The organism is Plantibacter sp. MDV22-iso1, from assembly GCF_058408345.1.
Map to the genome: position 1 here is coordinate 2,171,138 of NZ_JBZVDY010000001.1, position 17,039 is coordinate 2,188,176.

Annotated in this window: 19 protein-coding genes; 8 read left to right on the plus strand and 11 right to left on the minus strand. The window is 69.8% G+C overall.

Features of this window, described 5'->3' with window-relative positions; translation table 11 throughout:
• Positions 1 to 16 precede the first annotated feature (16 nt).
• The 5 genes from AC4PMY_RS10440 to AC4PMY_RS10460 form a co-directional block, all read right to left on the minus strand.
• On the minus strand, positions 17 to 2,848 hold the full coding sequence (locus AC4PMY_RS10440; RefSeq protein ID WP_491622635.1) for an FAD-binding and (Fe-S)-binding domain-containing protein: 2,832 nt from the start codon (positions 2,846 to 2,848) through the stop codon (positions 17 to 19).
• A gap of 118 nt (positions 2,849 to 2,966) precedes the next feature.
• Positions 2,967 to 3,752 (minus strand): glucosamine-6-phosphate deaminase, encoded by a 786-nt coding sequence (gene nagB, locus AC4PMY_RS10445; RefSeq protein ID WP_491622636.1) that lies wholly within the window; start codon positions 3,750 to 3,752, stop codon positions 2,967 to 2,969.
• A gap of 19 nt (positions 3,753 to 3,771) precedes the next feature.
• On the minus strand, positions 3,772 to 4,668 hold the full coding sequence (gene murQ / locus AC4PMY_RS10450; RefSeq protein WP_491622637.1) for an N-acetylmuramic acid 6-phosphate etherase: 897 nt from the start codon (positions 4,666 to 4,668) through the stop codon (positions 3,772 to 3,774).
• An 87-nt stretch (positions 4,669 to 4,755) separates the two neighbouring features.
• The gene (locus AC4PMY_RS10455) at positions 4,756 to 5,919 is read right to left on the minus strand and encodes an anhydro-N-acetylmuramic acid kinase (RefSeq protein WP_491622638.1); all 1,164 of its coding nucleotides are present in this window, start codon (positions 5,917 to 5,919) and stop codon (positions 4,756 to 4,758) included.
• Entirely contained in the window at positions 5,916 to 7,238 is a 1,323-nt protein-coding gene (locus AC4PMY_RS10460) for an MFS transporter (protein WP_064295641.1), read from the minus strand. The genes AC4PMY_RS10455 and AC4PMY_RS10460 overlap by 4 nt, the downstream gene beginning before the upstream one ends.
• A 202-nt stretch (positions 7,239 to 7,440) precedes the next feature.
• Here AC4PMY_RS10460 and AC4PMY_RS10465 point away from each other — a divergent pair, with 202 nt between their 5' ends.
• Complete coding sequence (locus AC4PMY_RS10465) at positions 7,441 to 8,331, plus strand: MurR/RpiR family transcriptional regulator (RefSeq protein ID WP_192003926.1); 891 nt, start codon at positions 7,441 to 7,443, stop codon at positions 8,329 to 8,331.
• A 69-nt stretch (positions 8,332 to 8,400) separates the two neighbouring features.
• Here AC4PMY_RS10465 and AC4PMY_RS10470 read toward each other — a convergent pair whose 3' ends face one another.
• A complete protein-coding gene (locus AC4PMY_RS10470; RefSeq protein ID WP_491622639.1) occupies positions 8,401 to 9,006 on the minus strand; it encodes a TetR/AcrR family transcriptional regulator in 606 nt (201 codons plus the stop codon).
• A 128-nt stretch (positions 9,007 to 9,134) separates the two neighbouring features.
• Between AC4PMY_RS10470 and AC4PMY_RS10475 the strand changes: the two genes are divergently transcribed.
• The gene (locus AC4PMY_RS10475) at positions 9,135 to 9,791 is read left to right on the plus strand and encodes a hypothetical protein (protein ID WP_491622640.1); all 657 of its coding nucleotides are present in this window, start codon (positions 9,135 to 9,137) and stop codon (positions 9,789 to 9,791) included.
• A gap of 44 nt (positions 9,792 to 9,835) precedes the next feature.
• Positions 9,836 to 10,462: a hypothetical protein gene (locus AC4PMY_RS10480; protein ID WP_491622641.1), complete on the plus strand. Its 627-nt coding sequence runs from the start codon at positions 9,836 to 9,838 to the stop codon at positions 10,460 to 10,462.
• Between the two features lie 30 nt (positions 10,463 to 10,492).
• On the opposite strand, the gene AC4PMY_RS10485 is transcribed toward AC4PMY_RS10480, so the two are convergent.
• Complete coding sequence (locus tag AC4PMY_RS10485; RefSeq protein WP_491622642.1) at positions 10,493 to 11,284, minus strand: SDR family NAD(P)-dependent oxidoreductase; 792 nt, start codon at positions 11,282 to 11,284, stop codon at positions 10,493 to 10,495.
• 96 nt (positions 11,285 to 11,380) lie between these two features.
• Here AC4PMY_RS10485 and AC4PMY_RS10490 point away from each other — a divergent pair, with 96 nt between their 5' ends.
• Entirely contained in the window at positions 11,381 to 11,869 is a 489-nt protein-coding gene (locus tag AC4PMY_RS10490) for a MarR family winged helix-turn-helix transcriptional regulator (RefSeq protein ID WP_491622643.1), read from the plus strand.
• Positions 11,870 to 11,922: 53 nt separating this feature from the next.
• Positions 11,923 to 12,327, plus strand: a complete 405-nt coding sequence (locus AC4PMY_RS10495) for a VOC family protein (protein WP_491622644.1) — start codon at positions 11,923 to 11,925, stop codon at positions 12,325 to 12,327.
• On the opposite strand, the gene AC4PMY_RS10500 is transcribed toward AC4PMY_RS10495, so the two are convergent.
• The 4 genes from AC4PMY_RS10500 to AC4PMY_RS10515 form a co-directional block, all read right to left on the minus strand.
• A complete protein-coding gene (locus AC4PMY_RS10500; RefSeq protein ID WP_491622645.1) occupies positions 12,282 to 12,791 on the minus strand; it encodes a hypothetical protein in 510 nt (169 codons plus the stop codon). The genes AC4PMY_RS10495 and AC4PMY_RS10500 overlap by 46 nt on opposite strands.
• Before the next feature lie 143 nt (positions 12,792 to 12,934).
• Complete coding sequence (locus AC4PMY_RS10505; RefSeq protein ID WP_491622646.1) at positions 12,935 to 13,408, minus strand: GNAT family N-acetyltransferase; 474 nt, start codon at positions 13,406 to 13,408, stop codon at positions 12,935 to 12,937.
• Positions 13,409 to 13,482: 74 nt separating this feature from the next.
• Complete coding sequence (locus tag AC4PMY_RS10510; protein WP_491622647.1) at positions 13,483 to 14,016, minus strand: phosphotransferase; 534 nt, start codon at positions 14,014 to 14,016, stop codon at positions 13,483 to 13,485.
• Between the two features lie 297 nt (positions 14,017 to 14,313).
• Positions 14,314 to 14,949, minus strand: a complete 636-nt coding sequence (locus AC4PMY_RS10515) for a phosphatase PAP2 family protein (protein WP_491622648.1) — start codon at positions 14,947 to 14,949, stop codon at positions 14,314 to 14,316.
• Between the two features lie 229 nt (positions 14,950 to 15,178).
• On the opposite strand from AC4PMY_RS10515, the gene AC4PMY_RS10520 reads away from it, so the two are divergent.
• From AC4PMY_RS10520 to AC4PMY_RS10530, 3 genes are all read left to right on the plus strand, one after another.
• Entirely contained in the window at positions 15,179 to 16,207 is a 1,029-nt protein-coding gene (locus AC4PMY_RS10520; protein ID WP_491622649.1) for a hypothetical protein, read from the plus strand.
• On the plus strand, positions 16,204 to 16,575 hold the full coding sequence (locus AC4PMY_RS10525) for a GntR family transcriptional regulator (protein ID WP_491622650.1): 372 nt from the start codon (positions 16,204 to 16,206) through the stop codon (positions 16,573 to 16,575). Before AC4PMY_RS10520 ends, AC4PMY_RS10525 begins: the two co-directional genes overlap by 4 nt.
• 72 nt (positions 16,576 to 16,647) lie before the next feature.
• Positions 16,648 to 17,031 carry a cupin domain-containing protein gene (locus tag AC4PMY_RS10530; RefSeq protein ID WP_064295627.1) on the plus strand — a complete coding sequence of 128 codons (384 nt, stop codon included), beginning with the start codon at positions 16,648 to 16,650 and terminating at the stop codon, positions 17,029 to 17,031.
• The last annotated feature ends 8 nt before the right edge of the window (positions 17,032 to 17,039 follow it).

Here is a 17,039-nt window from a genome sequence, read left to right on the forward strand (position 1 = left end):
CGGGGCGCGGTGTCTCCTAAGCCGGGCCGGACGACGCGGCGTCGAGCAGCTCGAGCACGTGGCGGTAGTCCTCGCCCGTCGCACGCGTCATCCCGAGTTCGCAGGTGCGGTTGCACGACGCGTGCGCATCGGCACCGAGGGCGGCGACCTCGGCGGCCTCGGCTTTCGTCGCGGACGCCGTCAGCTCGGGGTGCAGCATGCCGCGGTCGCCGGCGAAGGCGCAGCAGCCCCAGTCGTCCGGGACGTGCACGCGCTCGGCCACGGCTTCGCCGATCCGCACGAGATCCGGGTCGAGGCCCATCTGCCGTGAGGAGCAGGTCGGGTGCAGGACGAGTTGCTCGATCTGCGCTGAGACGTCGACCCGAGGCAGGATCTCCCGGGCGGCGAAGGCCACCGCGTCCTCGACGACCACGCCGCTCTCGCTGAGGAGCTTCGCGAAGCCCTCGGTGCAGCTCGACGCGTCGCTGACGACCACCAGGCCGCTGTCGGCCACGGCCGCTCGAATGCGTTCGACCGTGCGCTGCTCGTTCACCGCAGCGCCGGACGCGAAGCCCTTCGACGACCACGGGGTGCCGCAACAGATCGACTCGACGCCGTCGGGCACGATCATGCTCAGGCCCGCCCGTTCGAGCAGTCGGGTGAAAGCGCCCATGACGCCGTCCCCGCCGTCCGCCGCGCCGAACATGCTGTTCACGCACGCCGGGACGTAGATGCCGACGGTCGGGCCCTCAGCGGCACCCACCGTCCGACCGAGTGCCTTCCGCGAGCGTCCGCCGCCCGGCAGATCTCCTGAGTACTTCGGCACGGTGTCGGTACCGAGCACGGCCCTGGCCACGTCGGTCACCGCACCGACCACCGGAGCCGGCAGGAGCTTCGCGCCGGAGAGTGCGACCGAACCGATCCGCGTGACCGGCCCCCAACCGGTGGCGGCCGCCTTCCAGCCCGCGGCGGCGACCGGAGCCGCCTCCGTGCGCCGGATGCGCTTGACCAGCGCGCCCGTGTTGATCTGGACCGGGCACGCGGTCTGGCACATCCCGTCGACGGCGCAGGTCTGCACGCCGGCGTAGTCGTAGTCGTCCGCGAGCTCCTCGGCGAGGGCGATGTCCCCGCGAGCGCGAGCGGACTCCTCGGCACGGCGGACGACGATGCGCTGCCGCGGCGTCAGCGTCAGGTCGCGACTCGGGCAGACGGGTTCGCAGTACCCGCACTCGACGCAGCGATCGACCTCCTCCTCGACCGTCGGCTGGAGCTTGATCCCCTGGAGGTGCGCTTCGGGATCCTCGTCGATCAGCACGCCGGGGTTCATCACCCCGGCCGGGTCGACCAACCGCTTCAGCTCGAGCATCACCCCGTACAGCTCATCGCCGTACTGCCGGCGGACGTACGGTGCCATGGCGCGACCCGTGCCGTGCTCGGCCTTCAGATTGCCGCCCGCGTCGAGGACGAGGTCGACCATCTGCTCGGTGAAGCCGTTGAACCGGCCGAGCGCGGCGTCGCCCTCGAACCGGTCGGTCAGCATGAAGTGGATGTTGCCGTCCTTCGCGTGGCCGAAGATGACCGAGTCGCGATAGGCGTGCTGCTCGAAGAGCTCCTGCAGGCTCGCGCAGGTGTCTGCGAGAGCCGCGGTCGGGACGACGATGTCCTCGAGGAGGGCCGTGGTGCCGGAGGGGCGCGCTCCCGCGACCGAGGCGTAGAGACCCTTGCGGAGCGCCCAGGCGCGTGACCGCTGGGACGCGTCGCTCGAGAACACCACCGGCGCGTGCACGTCCAGACCGTTCAGGAGCACGCCGCCCGTCGTCGCGCGGTCCCTGAGCTCGACGGCGTCCTCCGAGCGGTACTCGACGAGGAGGGCCGCGTGATCCTGCGGCGTGAACCCCTGGATCTCCGCCGGGCTGCCGGGGAGCCGCTGCCCGACCGTCAGGGACGTGGCGTCCATGAGCTCGAGCGTGGCGGCTCCGGACGCGACCAACTCGGGCAGCGCACGCGTCGCCGCGTCGAGGGAAGGGAACACGGCCAGTGCCGTCGACACCAGCGGGAGGACGGGGACGGTGCGGAAGGTCGCCTCGGCGACGAAGGCCAGCGTGCCCTCCGAGCCGATGATGAGGTGCTGCAGGACGTCCACGGGCGACTCGAAGTCGAGGAACGCGTTGATCCCGTACCCCATGGTGTTCTTCAGGGAGAACTGGCGCTCGATGGACGCGACCGACGCCGGATCCGATCGCACGCGGCGCTGCAGGCGCTCGATGCCCTCGGCGAGCTCCGGTTCCGCTTCGTGGAGCTGCCGGTCGGCCGTCGGATCGGCCGTGTCGATCGTGGTGCCCGACGGGAGGACGAACACCATCGACTCCAGCGTCCGATAGGTGTTCTCGTCGATCCCGCAGGCCATACCGCTGGAGTTGTTCGCGATCACACCGCCGATCGTGCACGCCACCTCGCTCGCCGGGTCCGGGCCGAGCCGGTAGCCGAGTCGGGTGAGTCGCGCGTTGACCTGCGCCACCGTCGCACCCGGCTGCACCCGGACGCGCTTGCCGTCGTCGAGCACCTCGATGATCTTGAACCGCTGCCTGGTGTCGACGATGATGCCGGAACCTGACGCCTGGCCGGACAGGCTGGTGCCACCCGACCGGAACGTGACGGGCGCCGCGGAACGTGTCGCCGCCCGGAGGATCGCTGCGACCTCGGCAGCGCTCTCCGCGATGACGACCGCCTCCGGCGTCAGCAGGTAGTGCGATGCATCCCCGGCGTAGGCTGCCAGGTCGATCGCCCTGGTGCGGATGCGCGTGGGATCGCCCACGGCTCCGCCGATGGCTTCGGTGATGCGGGATGGGGCGGTGGTCGGGTGTGCCACGAGGCTTCCTTCTCGAATGCGGGCGTCAGCGGGGTGCAGGGGAGCGGGGTGCTGGGGTGCGGCTGCGGTGGCCGGACGCCTCAGAGGACGGGGCGTCGTCGGCCATCGCCCGGCCGATTCATTCGAAGCGTTGCCAGTCCGGCCGGTTGTCGTAGGTGTAGCGATAGTAGTCCGACAACCGCAGCCCTGATGCCGCTGCCTCGTCGACGACGACGGTCGCGTGCTCGTGCAGCTGGAGCGCCGACCCGGGGACGAACGCGCTGAGCGGTCCTTCGACGGCGGCCGCGACGGCGTCGGCCTTCCCCTCACCCTGGGCGACCAACACGAGCTCGCGCGCCTCGAGGATGGTCCCGAGTCCCTGCGTCATGCAGTGGGTCGGCACCTGGTCGGGCGAGTCGAAGAAGCGGGCGTTGTCCTGGCGGGTCTTCGGCGCGAGGGTCTTGATGCGCGTGCGTGACGCGAACGACGACGTGGGCTCGTTGAACCCGATGTGCCCGTTCGATCCGATGCCGAGGATCTGCACGTCGATGCCGCCGGCCTCGGCGATGGCCCGGTCGTACTCCTTCGCGGCGGCCGCGAGGTCTGCGGCGCGACCGTCCGGGACACGGACGCGCGAGGGTTCGAAGCCGAGCGGGGCGACGACCTCGCGCGTGATCACGCTGGCGTACGACTCGGGGTGGTCGGCCGGGATGCCCACGTACTCGTCCAGCGCGAAGCCGCGCGCTTCGGTGAACGACAGCGAGCCCGTTTGCACGCGACGGGCCAGCTCCTTGTAGATGCCCTGCGGGCTGGACCCGGTCGCCAGGCCGATGACGGCCTGGGGCCGCCCGGCGACGATCGACGCGATCTTCGCGCCGGCGACGCGACCGACCTCGGCGGCGTCGGGAAGGATGATGATCTCCACGGTGTCCTCTCGTTCCTGCTCAGGCGCTCGCCGCAGCAACGGCCGAGCGGACGTCGCCGTCGTGCGACTCGAGCAGCCGGGCGGCCGTCGCCGCGTCCACGTCGGCGAGGAGCATGACGACGGCGGTCTTGGCGTGTGCGCCGGCCTGCTCCAGGGCGGCGTCGGCGATCGACCGCTCGACACCGGTGGCGTCCGCGACGATCCGCTGCGCGCGGTCGACGAGCTTCTCGTTGGTCGGCTTCACGTCGACCATGAGATTGGAGAAGACCTTGCCCGAGCGCACCATGGACGCGGTGGACAGCATGTTGCAGACGAGCTTCTGCGCGGTGCCGGCCTTCAGCCGGGTCGAACCGGTGAGCGCCTCGGGGCCGGTCATCACCTCGATGGCGATGTCCGCCTCGGCGCTGATCCGGGCGTTCCGGTTGCAGGACACCGCGATCGTCCCCGCGCCCAGATGGCGTGCGTAGCGCAGGCCGCCGATGACGTACGGGGTGCGACCACTGGCCGCGAGACCGACGACGACGTCCGTGGGGCGGAGGTCGGCCGCGATGAGTTCCGAGGCGCCGAGCTCGATGTCGTCCTCGGCGCCCTCGACGGCGACGACGAAGGCGTGCTCGCCCCCGGCGATGAGCCCCAGGACCTCGGAGGGATCGGTGCCGAAGGTCGGCGGGCACTCGACCGCGTCGAGCAGTCCGATCCGGCCGCTCGTCCCCGCACCGAGGTAGACGAGTCGCCCACCCTGCCGGCGAGCCTCCGTGATGCGTTCCACGGCGCGCGCGATGCTCGGCAGTTCCGCTCGGACCGCGTCGGCGACGAGTCGGTCCTCGTCGTTGATCACCTCGAGCAGCCGGAGCGTGTCCAGCGTGTCGAGGTCGACCGTGCGCGGGTTGCGTCCCTCGGTGGAGAGCGCTGCCAAGGTACTCGATGCTTCAGGCACGAACGGCCCTCCGTTCTGGGTCGGACGGGCTGACGCCGTCGTGGTGGTCCGTGGGGCTGTCGTCGGTCATGCTTCGAACCGCAGCGAGCGAGGCGGCCCGTCGAGCGTCCGCGCGGGGAGCGAGCGTCCCGGGACGATCGCACCCAGGACGCTGCCGTGTGAGGCGCCGGTGGCCGAGGGGAGGGATCCGGCCTGGCCGTTCACCGTCAGGAAGCCGAGGACGGCGAAGGCGAGCGCCTCCTTCGCGTCGGAGGGGAGGCCCGCGTCGTCGCTGCTGACGACGTCGGCCTCGGGGAGTGCGGCCCGGATGCGCGCGACGAGCTGAGGATTGCGCACCCCTCCGCCGGCGAGGATGACGCGCTCCACCCCACGGACGGCGTCGGCGACGGTCCGTGCGGTCAGCTCGGTGAGGGTCGCGACGAGGTCCTCGATCGGAAGCGTCGGACGGCCGGCGAGCTGCTCGCGGAGGTAGTCGAGGTGGAACAGTTCCTTGCCCGTCGACTTCGGGGCGGGGCGCTGGTAGTACGGCTCGCGCAGGAGGAGGTCGAGCGTCTCCTCGTCGACGGTGCCACGCGCGGCGAGCTCGCCGTCGGCGTCGAACTGCCGGGCGCCGCCGGTGTGCTCGGCGACGACGGCGTCGATGAGCGCGTTCGCCGGTCCGCTGTCGAAGGCGATCGGGTCGTGGCCCGGCCGCACGATGGTGGCGTTGGCGATGCCGCCGAGGTTGACGGCCGCAGCGGTCTCGCCACCCAGCCAGAGCGCGTCGATCATGCTCACGAGCGGAGCGCCCTGCCCACCGGCCGCGACGTCACGCGAACGCAGGTCGGCGACGACGGTGCAGCCCGTGCGTTCGGCGATCCAGGCCGGCTGGCCGAGCTGGAGCGTGCCCTCGACCCGGCCGCCCTCCACCCAGTGGTACATCGTCTGGCCGTGGGAGACGATCAGGTCGGCCTCCCCGTCGCAGAGTTCCTCGACCGCTCGGACCGCGAGATCGGCGAAGGCCTGCCCGATCCGCGTGTCCAACCGGCAGACGTCGTCGACACTGGTGGTCGCCGGCGGCAGGGCTGCGGTGATAGCGGCTCGCAGTTCCGGGTCGTACCCGGCGGTGATCATCCCGAGCGGGCGGACGACGAGGGTGTCGCCGTCCACGCCGATCTCGGCTGCGGCGGCGTCGATCGCGTCGTGCGAGGTGCCGGACATGAGGCCGATGACGCGCATCGGGCGGCTCACTTGCGCAGCTCCGCCCGGTGGGCGTTCCCGCGGAGCGTGCCGATGGCGATCGCGCTCACCAGGCAGGTCGCCATCACGTAGTAGGCCGGGACGTCGACGTTACCGGTCGAGGCGATCAGCGAGGTGATGATGAGGCCGGCGCTGCCCGAGAAGACGGCGTTCGAGATCGAGTAGGACAGTCCGAGACCGGTGTATCGCACGGAGGTGGGGAACATCTCGGCGAGCATGGCGGGGCCCGGGCCTGCGATCAGGCCGACGACCGCTCCGGCGACGAACACGGCGAGGCCGTGGACACCGACGCCGAGGTCCGGGTTCTGCAGCACGTTGAGCAGGGGCAGCGCCAGGATCACGATGAGACCGGTGCCGGTGAGCATCACCCAACGCCGACCGATCCTGTCGGACAGCCAGCCGGCCGGGAGGATCGTCGCGGCGAAGCCGGCGTTCGCGAGCACCGTGGAGATCAGCGCCTCCTGGAAGGACGCGTTGAGGCTGCTCTGGAGGTAGGAGGGCATGACGACGAGGAAGGTGTACCCGGCGGCGGACCAGCCCATCAGGCGGCCGATCCCCAGGAGGATCGCCTTGGCGGTCTCTGCGGCACCCGCGCGGACGACCGGCTCGGCGACCTTGGTGGTGTCGGCGGTGGCGACCTTCTGGAACTCCGGCGTCTCCTCGAGCTTCAAGCGGAGGAACAGGGCGACCGCGCCGAGGGGGATGGCGAGCAGGAAGGCGATCCGCCAGCCCCACGCCGCCAGATCGGCTTCGGACAGCAGGGATGCCAGCAGCGCGACGGTGCCGGCGCCGCCGAGGAGTCCGAGTGCGACCGTGAACGACTGCCACGATCCGTAGAAGCCACGCTTCCCGGCCGGGGCGAACTCGGTCATGACCGAGACGGCGCCGCCGAACTCACCGCCGGCGGAGAGGCCCTGCAGGATGCGCACGATCGTGAGCAGGATGGGCGCCGCGACGCCGATCGAGGCGTACGTCGGGAGGATGCCGATGAGGGCGGTCGCCCCGGACATCATGACCAGGACGAGGATGAGCGTCGGTTTGCGGCCGATCCGGTCGCCGATGCGGCCGAAGAGCGCAGCCCCGACCGGGCGGAAGAAGAAGGCGATCGCGAAGGACGCGTAGGTCGCGATGAGCGACTCGATACCGGTCTGTTGGCCGTCGCTGAAGAACTGTGCGGCCAGGATCGTGGCGAGGAACCCGTAGATCCCGAACTCGTACCACTCGATGAAGTTGCCGACGCTGCCGGCGACGATGGCCCGGCGTCGGGCGGTGCTGCTGATCACGTCGCTGCGTGGTGTGGAGCTGGTCACGGGACCTCCCTTGGTTCCTGGATCGTGCATGCCGGCAGTACCCGCGGTACTCCGCTATACGTGTCGGCCAGTCCGCACCTGAGGAGGGCACCGGTCGCGAGTCGTTGCAACAAACATACACAGTTTGACGCTGGATGGTAATTTCCATACATCCCGCCGGTGGGTGCCGACGGTACAGTGTTCACGGTCGAGAGGAGCACCGATGGGAGCCGACGTCCACCGGACATCACGAGCGGTGTCCACCGAGGTGCGCGCCCGCCTCGACGAACTCCGCCCCTCCGAGCGGCGGATCGCCGAATCGCTGCTCGCCGACCCGGGCGCCTTCGCGACGCGGTCGGTCGCCGAGATCGCCGAGGAGGCCTCGACATCGACGACGACGGTCGTGCGCTTCACGCGCAAGATCGGCTACGACCGCTTCAAGGACTTCCGCCACGACCTGACCGAGGAGAACCTCCGCGAGCGGCTCGCGCTCGCCGGGACCAATGTGCAGTCGCCCGACATCGTCGCCGGCGACAGCCTCGACGACATCGTCGCGAAAGTCGCCGCGAACGAATCCCTCTCGATCGCCGACACCGCTCAGGCCCTCGACACGGCAGCCCTCACGCGTGCGGTCGCCGCGGTCGCCGGCGCTCGCCGGGTCGACATCTTCGGTGTCGGGGCGAGCTCCATCGTCGCCGTCGACCTGCAGCGGAAACTCTCGCGGATCGGACGGGTGGCGCTCGAATGGCCCGACCCGCATGCCGCCTGGACCGCCGCGGCGATCCTCGACGAGCAGGCGGTCGCCGTCGCGATCTCGCACTCCGGCGCGACCGCGGACACCGTCGACTATCTCCGGCTCGCGGCCCGCTCCGGCGCGACGACCATCGCGATCACGAACCACGCGGAGTCGACCCTGGCGACCAGCGCGGACATCGTCCTCCAGACGTCCGCGCGGGAGACGGCGTTCCGGTCGGGAGCGCTCGGCAGTCGCATCGCGCAGCTGATGGTCGTCGACTGCCTCTTCATCGGTGTCGCCCAGGTCGACTCCGAGTCGTCCATCGGTGCGCTGCAACGGACCTTCGACGCGGTCCGGGAGCGTCGCTCGACCGAGTGACGTCCGCACCGACCCTGGTCGGTGTTCGTGGACCAGCTCGACCGTTGTCGTCGACGAGGCGACCGGCCGCTACGAGGCGTCCGCGCGCAGGACGGCGGTGACCGCGAGGCGGAGGGACGGGCTCTCGAACCCGAGTCGTGCGCGCGCGCCGGGGAAGGCGCGCTCGAGCGACAGGCCGTTCACGACCGAGAGCAGGAAACGCGACTGCTGCTCTCGATCGCCGTTGATGAGGGCGCCCTCCTCGTGGAGTCGGGCGAGCCACCGGTCCACGCGGCTGACGGCGAGCCGCTCCATCGCGAGGAAGGTCTGGGCGGACTCCTCGGGTGTGGGCGATGCGACGTAGGCGTCGTGGAGCGCGGTCCAGTTCTGTCGCGCGACGGCACCCGTGCCGACGGCGGAGAGCAGCAGTTGGAGACATGCCTGCAGGCGTTCGGCCGGCGTTTTCGTCGGGTCGGCCATCGGGTCGTCCGGAATGTCGAGTGTCTGGAGTCCTTCGATCACGGTGTCGAGGAGTTCCTGCTGCGTCGGGAAGAAATGTCTGAGGGACCCAGTACTGACGCCTGCCTTGGCCGCCACGGCACGGACGCTCAGGCGTGCCGTCGGGTCTTCGCCGAGCATCGTGGCAGCAGCGATCAGGATCTTGGATCGCGTATCGGAGCCTGCCGGTTCGGTCATGTGCAGGGCCCCCCTTCTCAGTTCTAGTACAGCGTGCTAGCGTGTCCCTCGATTATCACACTGTACTAGAGATGGCTGTGTCGAGGTGACCCGACGGGCGCCGGTCGGTGTGGAGAGGAGCGTGACGGATGGAACAGAACTGGCGGGAGCGCCGGTGGACGCGCCGAGCGAAGGCCGGTGATGGCAGCAGGTTGAAGCCGTTCCGCTGGTGGCAGATGACCACCCGGTCGGTGATGTCCATCACCCTGGACGAACCCGACGGCCGAGCCGTTGCGCACACGGTCGATGTCCGTCACGGAGGTGATGCGTCGGACGGTGTCGTCAGGGCGAGGCTCTACCGGGATGGTGCCCTCCATCTGGTCTCCCGGGTGCCGGCGCGTTTCGCCGTGCACGGCGGGCACATCGAAGTGCGGGTGAGCGAATCCGGTCTCCGCCGCTGCCACTTCCTCGCCGACGACGGCTCCGAGCAGCAGCTCGCACCGGATCCTCGCTCGGCGGAAGGTCGACGCCTGCAACTCGCTCAGCGACACCCCGCCGCCAGCTCGGTCCTCGGCGCGTTGTCGATCGTCCTCCTGCTCGTCGGCGTCGGCTTGAACGCTCTGCAGATCGCGGAACCGATCTCGCAGATCCCGCCGATCGCCGACACCCTCGGCACCTTCGAGTCCCCGCTGCATCTCGACCCGTGGCTGAACGTCGCCCTCGGGATCGGGGCGGCGCTCGGCGCGATCGAGCGAGCCTCCCGCCTCCGTTACCACTGGCTGCTCGACAGCGGAGCGGGGACTTGATGTCGCCGAGTCCGTCCGGCCGATCGAACCGACCGAGGAGCGGCATGCACGCACCAGTACTCCGACCGTTCCGGGTCATCAGTGAGCACCGGCGTGCCTACCTCGTCCTCAATGCCGTGGCGTACGGGCTGACCGTGGTCGGTTTCCTCATCGGTCTCGCCTTCCCCGACCTCACGCGCGCTCGGGAGTCGGCCATGGACGAGGACGGTACCGCCGCGCTCGTCACGCAGCTCGTGAACACGCCGCCGCTGTTCGCGCTGACGATCCTGGCGGTCAACGTCCTCCGACTGAGTCTGCTCACCATCGTCCTGCCGTCCGTCGTCGTCCCGTTCGCAGGGCTCGTAGCCTTCGGGTTCTGGGCGGTCCAGACCGGGATCACCCTTGTGCCCCTGACGGCGGACGGATGGGTGGCGCTCATTCCGCACGCGCTCACGCTCGTCATCGAGCTCCAGGCGTACATCCTCCTGCTGCTCGGTGTGTACCTGCACGGGGTGCTCTGGGTCCGGCCGGCGCTCGCCGGAGTGGAGCGCCACCGCCAGGGGTACCTGCAGGGGCTGCGGCGGATCGGTGTGTTCGTCCCTCCGGCGTTGGCTCTCCTGGTCATCGGGGCGATCTGGGAGGCCTACTCGTTGCGGTACCTGGTCCACCCGCTCGGCCAGTGGTTGGCGTGACCGTCGCGGCGTGCAGCCCACGCGGCATCGCTAGAGCATCCCGGTCAGCACTCCGCCGTCCGCACGCAGGGCCGCGCCGTTCGTCGCCGACGCCAGTGGGCTCGCGAGGTAGGCCGCCAGCGAGGCGATCTCCTCGGGCTCGATGAAGCGTTCGAGCAGCGTGGTGTGGTTGCGACCGATGATCGAGGCCTTTACGGCGTCGACCGGCGCGGTCTGGGACGCGGCGATGGATTCGACCGTCTCGGCGACGCCGTCAGAGAAGGTCGGGCCGCCGAGGATCGTGTTGACTGTCACGGCGGTGCCGCGGGTCAGCTTCGCGAGTCCGTTGCCGAGGGCGATCATCGCGGCCTTCGTGACGCCGTAGTGGATCATGTCTGCGGGGATGTTCACGCCGGACTCGCTGCTGACGAAGAGGACGCGTCCCCAGCCGCGATCCAACATGCCTGGCAGGGCGTGCCGGGACAGTCGGACGCCGCCCATCAGGTTGACCTCGAGGACGTTGGACCACTCGTCGTCCGAGATGGACTCGAATTCCGCGAGACCGAACTGGCCCACGTTATTCACCAGGATGTCCACGGTGCCGAGGTCACCGAGCAGTCGCTCGACGGAGGCGGGATCGGCGAAGTCCGCGACGATCCCGTCATGGCCGGCATCGGGGTACGCCCGCCGAAGCGTGGCGACCGCATCCTGCACCGCCTGCTCGGAGCGCCCGTTCACGATGACGCGCGCGCCCTCCGCCGCGAGCGTCCGGGCGATGGCTGCGCCAATGCCACCGGTCGATCCGCTGATGAAGGCCGTCTTGCCTCGGAGCTGCAGGTCCATCTCGTCTCCCTCTGTCGGCGATGCGCCGGCTTACTTGCTCAGGAAAGTCACCCTAGAGTGATTCACTTGTCCAGGCAAGTCGCATAGGCTCGTCCCATGACCGACTCCGCCGAACGCCCCGCCCTCACCGGCGACCGTCTCGCGGCCTGGGCGTCCGTCGCCACCCTGCTCGAGCGGCTCCCTTCGGCGCTCGACGCCCAGCTGCAGCGCGACAGCGGGCTGAGCCACTACGAGCACGGGCTGCTCTTCGCGCTCGACACCGCCCCCGACCGCACGCTCCGGATGAGCACACTCGCCGGCTACGCGAGCAGCACGCTCTCCCGGCTCTCCCGCGCGATCACGCGACTCGAGAAGCAGGGGTGGGCGCGGCGCGAGGTCGATCCGATCGACGGTCGGTTCACCCTCGCCGTCCTCACCGACGACGGCCACGACCACGTCGCCCGGTCCACCCCAGCGCACCACGCCCTGGTCGAGGAGCTCGTCTTCGGCTCGCTCACGGAGGCGCAGGTGCGGCAACTGGCCCAGATCAGCGCGAAGATCGCGACGACGATCGATCCGACCGTGCCATGGGCGGCGCGCGAGTGAATCTCGGAAAGACGTCCTTGTGGGCGCTCTCCCGCCGGGCGTAGCTTGACCGCATGAGCCTCTTCATCACCTGTCCTGTCGAGAGCGTCGAACGCGCGACCGCCTTCTACGACGCCCTCGGCTGGACCCGCAACGCCGCGATGTCCTCCGATCAGGTGTCGTGTTTCGAGATCGCGCCCGAGCAGTACGTCATGCTCGGCAGTCGCGAGATGTACGCGAGCGTCGGCGGCACCGAGGAGCTGATCGGCGGACCGGACACGCCCTCGAAGGTCACCGTTTCGTTCGACCTCGGGAGCCGCGAGGCGGTCGACGAGCTCGTCGAGCGCGCCGGTGCCGCGGGTGGCCGGATCGGCGACACCGACGACTACCCGTTCATGTACCAGCGCCAGTTCGACGACCCCGACGGGTACCACTACTCGCCGTTCTGGATGAAGCCCGACGCCGATCCGACCGACTGAGCGACCTCGCCGCGACACGGCACGGCGAGCAGGTCGCCGGGCGCGAGGTCGCGGGGGAGCAGCACGCGCTGCTCGATTCCGGCCTCGCTGCCGATGCGGAACGGCACCGTGTGCGTCGTCGACGCTCGCCCGATGAGCCGGAGTTCCGACCAGCACGGTTCGACGTCTGAGAGGCAGGCGTCGAGGGTGAGGTGATGGCCGTCCTCGCCGGACGTCGCAGCGACGACGGCCATGACGACCACGGAGGTGAGTGCGGCGGGGGACGGGCACCCGCCCGTGCCGGGGATCACCGCTGCCGCCGAATGGACGCACGGGGTTCCGCACTGTTCGGCCAGGCGCAGCATCGGAACGTCGTCGACGATCACGTCCGTGGTGCTGAGGTGGGTGTGTGCCGACCAGCGGTCGGGGGCGAACGGGTCCGGGATGCTGCGGCGGAGCGAGGGCAGGATCGTCGTGAGGGTCATGCCCTCCGGTCTACGCCTCGCCACCCGCGCGAGCCCCGGTCCTCACGGGATCCATACGTCGATCCCCGGAACCCCGACGGTCTCCTCACGTTCCGCTCGGGCGAGCGGAGCCATCAGGCCTCGAACATGGTCTGTATCTCCTGTCAGAGCTCGCGCGCGAACGACACCGTCGTGGTCGTGCGTCCGGTCTCTGCGAGCCCCGCCTTCAGGAGGACCCGCTGGGATGCGACGTTCGTGACGTCGGTCTCAGCGGCCGCCCGTCCTGCGCCGTGCGCTGCGGCGAACGACAGCGCGCCGACGACCGCTTCCGTCGCGAGTCCGACCCCGCGAGCGGCAGGAACGAGACCGTAGCCGAACTCGACGCGACCGTCGCTGTCGGGTGGCCCGAAGAAACCGAGTCCACCGACGGCCGAACCGTCGGCATCACGGATGAGGTACATCGTGAAGATCGGGTCGCTGTCGGTCGATTCCGCGAGACCGCGGAGCGGGCCGAGCTCATCGGCGAAGGGGTACTCCGGGTGCCAGGCGTCACCGTCACGCTCGTCGCGTTCGACGATGCGTCGCGCGAGCGCCGGTGAGATCGGTTCGAGGGTGGTTCGTTCGGTGCGGATGATCATCGACGCCAGTCTGGCAGGGTGCGACATGCCTGAAGCCGCCGCCCAGAGTGCCCGTTCTGCTCCTGCCCGAAGCGTCAGGGGACGGATTGCGCACTCTCGGCGGCCTGCTCGAGGACCTGGAGTTCGTGACGCACGTGGTCGAGCGCATCCCCGGGGCGGCGATGCTGCAGATCGTGCAGCATGAACCGGCAGGCCCAGATGCGCGCAGCCGTCGACGCCTCGTCGAGGCTCGCACCGTCGGCCCAGCCCGCGAGGAACGCGCGCCACACCGGCTGGTCGAGCAGCGGTACCGCATGCGGGTCGAGGCGGAAGATGGCGGAGGTCCTGGCCCGGTCGTAGTCCGGCGACCCTGCTGCGGCGTTGGTCCAGTCGATGACCGCGGTCACGCGGTCGTCCGGCCCCAGCAGGATGTTCAACGGGTGGAGATCGAGATGCAGGAGCGAGCGCTCGCCGTCGATGGAGGCGAACGCCGGAGGGGCGGTGACCGTCCACAGCGCCGCCTGCGCACGACCGCAGGCGAGACCCTCGTGAAGGCCCGATCGGCCGTCAGGCCGCTGAGATCGGCGGCGACGGTGCCGTCGACCCGCTCGATGAGCGCGGCTGCCCATGTCACGCCGTCGGTTGGGACGAAGGTGCCGACGGTCGCTGGAACCGGCACCGCCACGGAGGCTGCGTTCGCAGCGGCGAGTTCGTGCTCGATCGTCTCCGGGGAGCCGAGGCGCAGCACGGCGTCGTCGATCCCGAACACCCGCCCGGTCATCCCGCCGAGCGGCTCGAGGCGTTCATGATCGAGCCCGAAGTGGTCGCTCGCTTCGATGAGGGCACGACGGAATCCGAGCTCGTTGTCGTCGACCATCACGTCATCGTAGGTGAGGCGCGCCATCGGGTCACGGGTGTCGTCACCGTCACCCCAGCGAGGAGCGGGTCGCGGCCGAGCGGTGCTGCCATGCCACTGTCGCAATGATGAGGACGGTCGTGATCGCCAGGCCCAGGATCGCTCCCATCGCGACATCGTGGATGTAGTGCACGCCTTGCGCGACCCGGCCGGTGGCGACAAGCGCCGCCAGTGCGAGCGCCGAGCACGTGACCCACCATCGGCCGACGGCGATCGCGATGACGACGGTCGCTCCGAACGCAAGCGTCGCATGGTTCGACGGCAGTGACCAGTCACCGGCCGGTGGGCATTCAGTCGCGATCGACCACCGCGTACAGGGACGAGGCTGCGCGAAGAGGAGTTTCAGCCCCTCGCTCACGGCATAGGCGGCCCCGACCCCGGCGGCGCCGGCAAGCAGCAGCGCCCGCCGTTCCGGGTGGCGGACCCAGGCGAATGCAGCCGTTGAGATCGTCGTCGCCGCCAGGAGGGCGAGGCCGACCTCCGAGGCGAGTTCGACGTTCGGGATGGCCGAGCCGAGGGTGGCAAGCCACCGCGTGCCGATGACAGTCGCGCTGCCAGGCGCGGGTACGACGAGCAGGATGAGAGCGATGAGTGTCGCAGTGGCGAATGGCAGGACGGCGCGGCGATGTGGGACGGAGAGCGGCATTCCTCGACCGTATTGACTCGCCACCGGCATCACATCGGACTTCAGTTGGCCCTGATGTCGGCACCGAGTCGGATGCGGAGAGCGCTGAGAGCGTGCAATCAGGGCCTCCGGCGCGGTAAGCGTGAGCTCGGACGAAACTCCTCGTTTGAGCTGCGTTCGCAGTACAAGTTTGTGCTACCTTGTCAGCACAAGGCGCGCTACGCCCCGTCCGACGCTCTGAGAGGTACCGATGCTCACGACACTCCTCACGCTGCTGTTCGAGGTCAAGCAGATCCTGCCCCTCGAGAACGCACTGACCTTCGGGCTGGCGATCTTCGCGCTGTCCTGGGTGCGCCCGCGTCGCATCGTCTCGTTGCCCGAGCGAGGCTTCCGTCACACCGTGCTCCGCTGGGCAGGGACTGCGGGCGCCGTCGCGATCGTGGTCACCGCGACCCTCGCGAGCGCTCTGAACGTCGGCGCGTACGACGCGTCCGGATACGACGGTTGGTGGCGGCGACCGGCACCGCTCGTCATCGCGACCCTCGTGATCGTGATCGCTGCGCTCGCTCTGCGTCGTGGGCCCGTGCCCGCGCCGGGTGAGCGAGCGATCACGCCGCTGCGGGCGTGGAACACCTTCGCACCGCGCGTGTCACTGTGGATCGCGGGCATCGCGGCGTCGCTGGCCCTCCTGACCGCCACCTGGCAGATCGCCAGTGCGACGACGGCGCCCGAGAACGGCCAGTTCTTCGGACATGTCCCCGACTATTCGCCCCTGCCGATCTACACGAATTTCAACAACGGGTTCGGTTACGTGTCCGGGTCGGGGTGGCCGAACCACCTCGCCACGGTCATCGTCATCCTGCTGGCTGCACTGACGCTCGTCCTCGTGCTCCGCACCGACGCCAACCGGCCGATCCTCGCCCGGTCCACCGTGCCGAGTGTCCGACCGGACCGCGAGTCGACCGCCCGGGTGTTCACGCTCCTCACGCTCGCCGGCCTCACCGCCACACTCGGAGCTGTCTGGATGCACGTGGGGTCGGCGGGGACGTCGCTCGTCGGAATCGACGAGTACTGGGTGTCGGAGAACGTCTCGAACACGCGCCTGTTCATCGACGGCGGATACAGCGCGATCGCTCGACCGATGAACCTCGCCGGCTACGCCCTCCAAGGAGCCGGTGTCGCTCTGGCGCTCCGAATCGCGGTCGACACCGTACGCGCGGCGCTCGCCACACGAACGCGCTCCGACGTGGACGTCGAGTTTGCCGGGTCGGCTCGATGAACCACCTGTCGGCCGACGAGATCACCGAACTCTTCCGCGGCGCTATCCGGTCGGGGCTGCTGGGAGACGGCGAACGCCTCCCGACCGTACGGCAGACCGCTCGGGACTTCGCGGTCGCCCAAGCCACGGCAGCGAAGGCCTATCGGGCGCTCGAACAGGAGGGTCTCGTCGTGACCCGGACCGCGGCCGGCACCCGCGTGGCCCCCGGAGCCTCGCGGGCGCCGCAAGCGGTCATCGAACGGGCTCGTGCGCTCGTCGAGGCGAGCGATGAGGCCGGGGTGGCCGTCGAGGACGTCCTGGCGATCGTCCGTGCGATCGCGAACCGCAGCGCGGAGGAGCCGTCGAAGGCGGACCGGCTGGACGGCTGAGCGAGCGGCGCGTACCGAGACCGAGGGGCTATACCGCGCCACGACGCACGACAGCCGGGAGAGGATGGACACATGAACGCTCTCCACGGAATCGACATCGCCGCCGAACTCCGACAGGTCGAGGCCCATTGGACGCCTCGAGTGGTCGGGCGGGTCAACGATCAATACGTGAAGGTCGCGAAGCTCCTCGGCCAGTTGGTCTGGCACGACCACGCGAACGAGGACGAGATGTTCCTCGTCGTCTCGGGCACGCTCCGTATCCAGCTCCCCGACGATGAGGAGGTCGTGCTCACGCCGGGCCAGTTCTTCGTCGTGCCGCGGGGCGTGCAGCACAATCCCATCGCCGACGAGGAGGTCGAGATCGTCTTGATCGAGACCGTCACGACTGCACACACCGGCGACGTGATCGTCGAGGGCACGGTGCCCGTCGAGCGCCAGCTGGGCGACTTCCGCTGACGACCTGA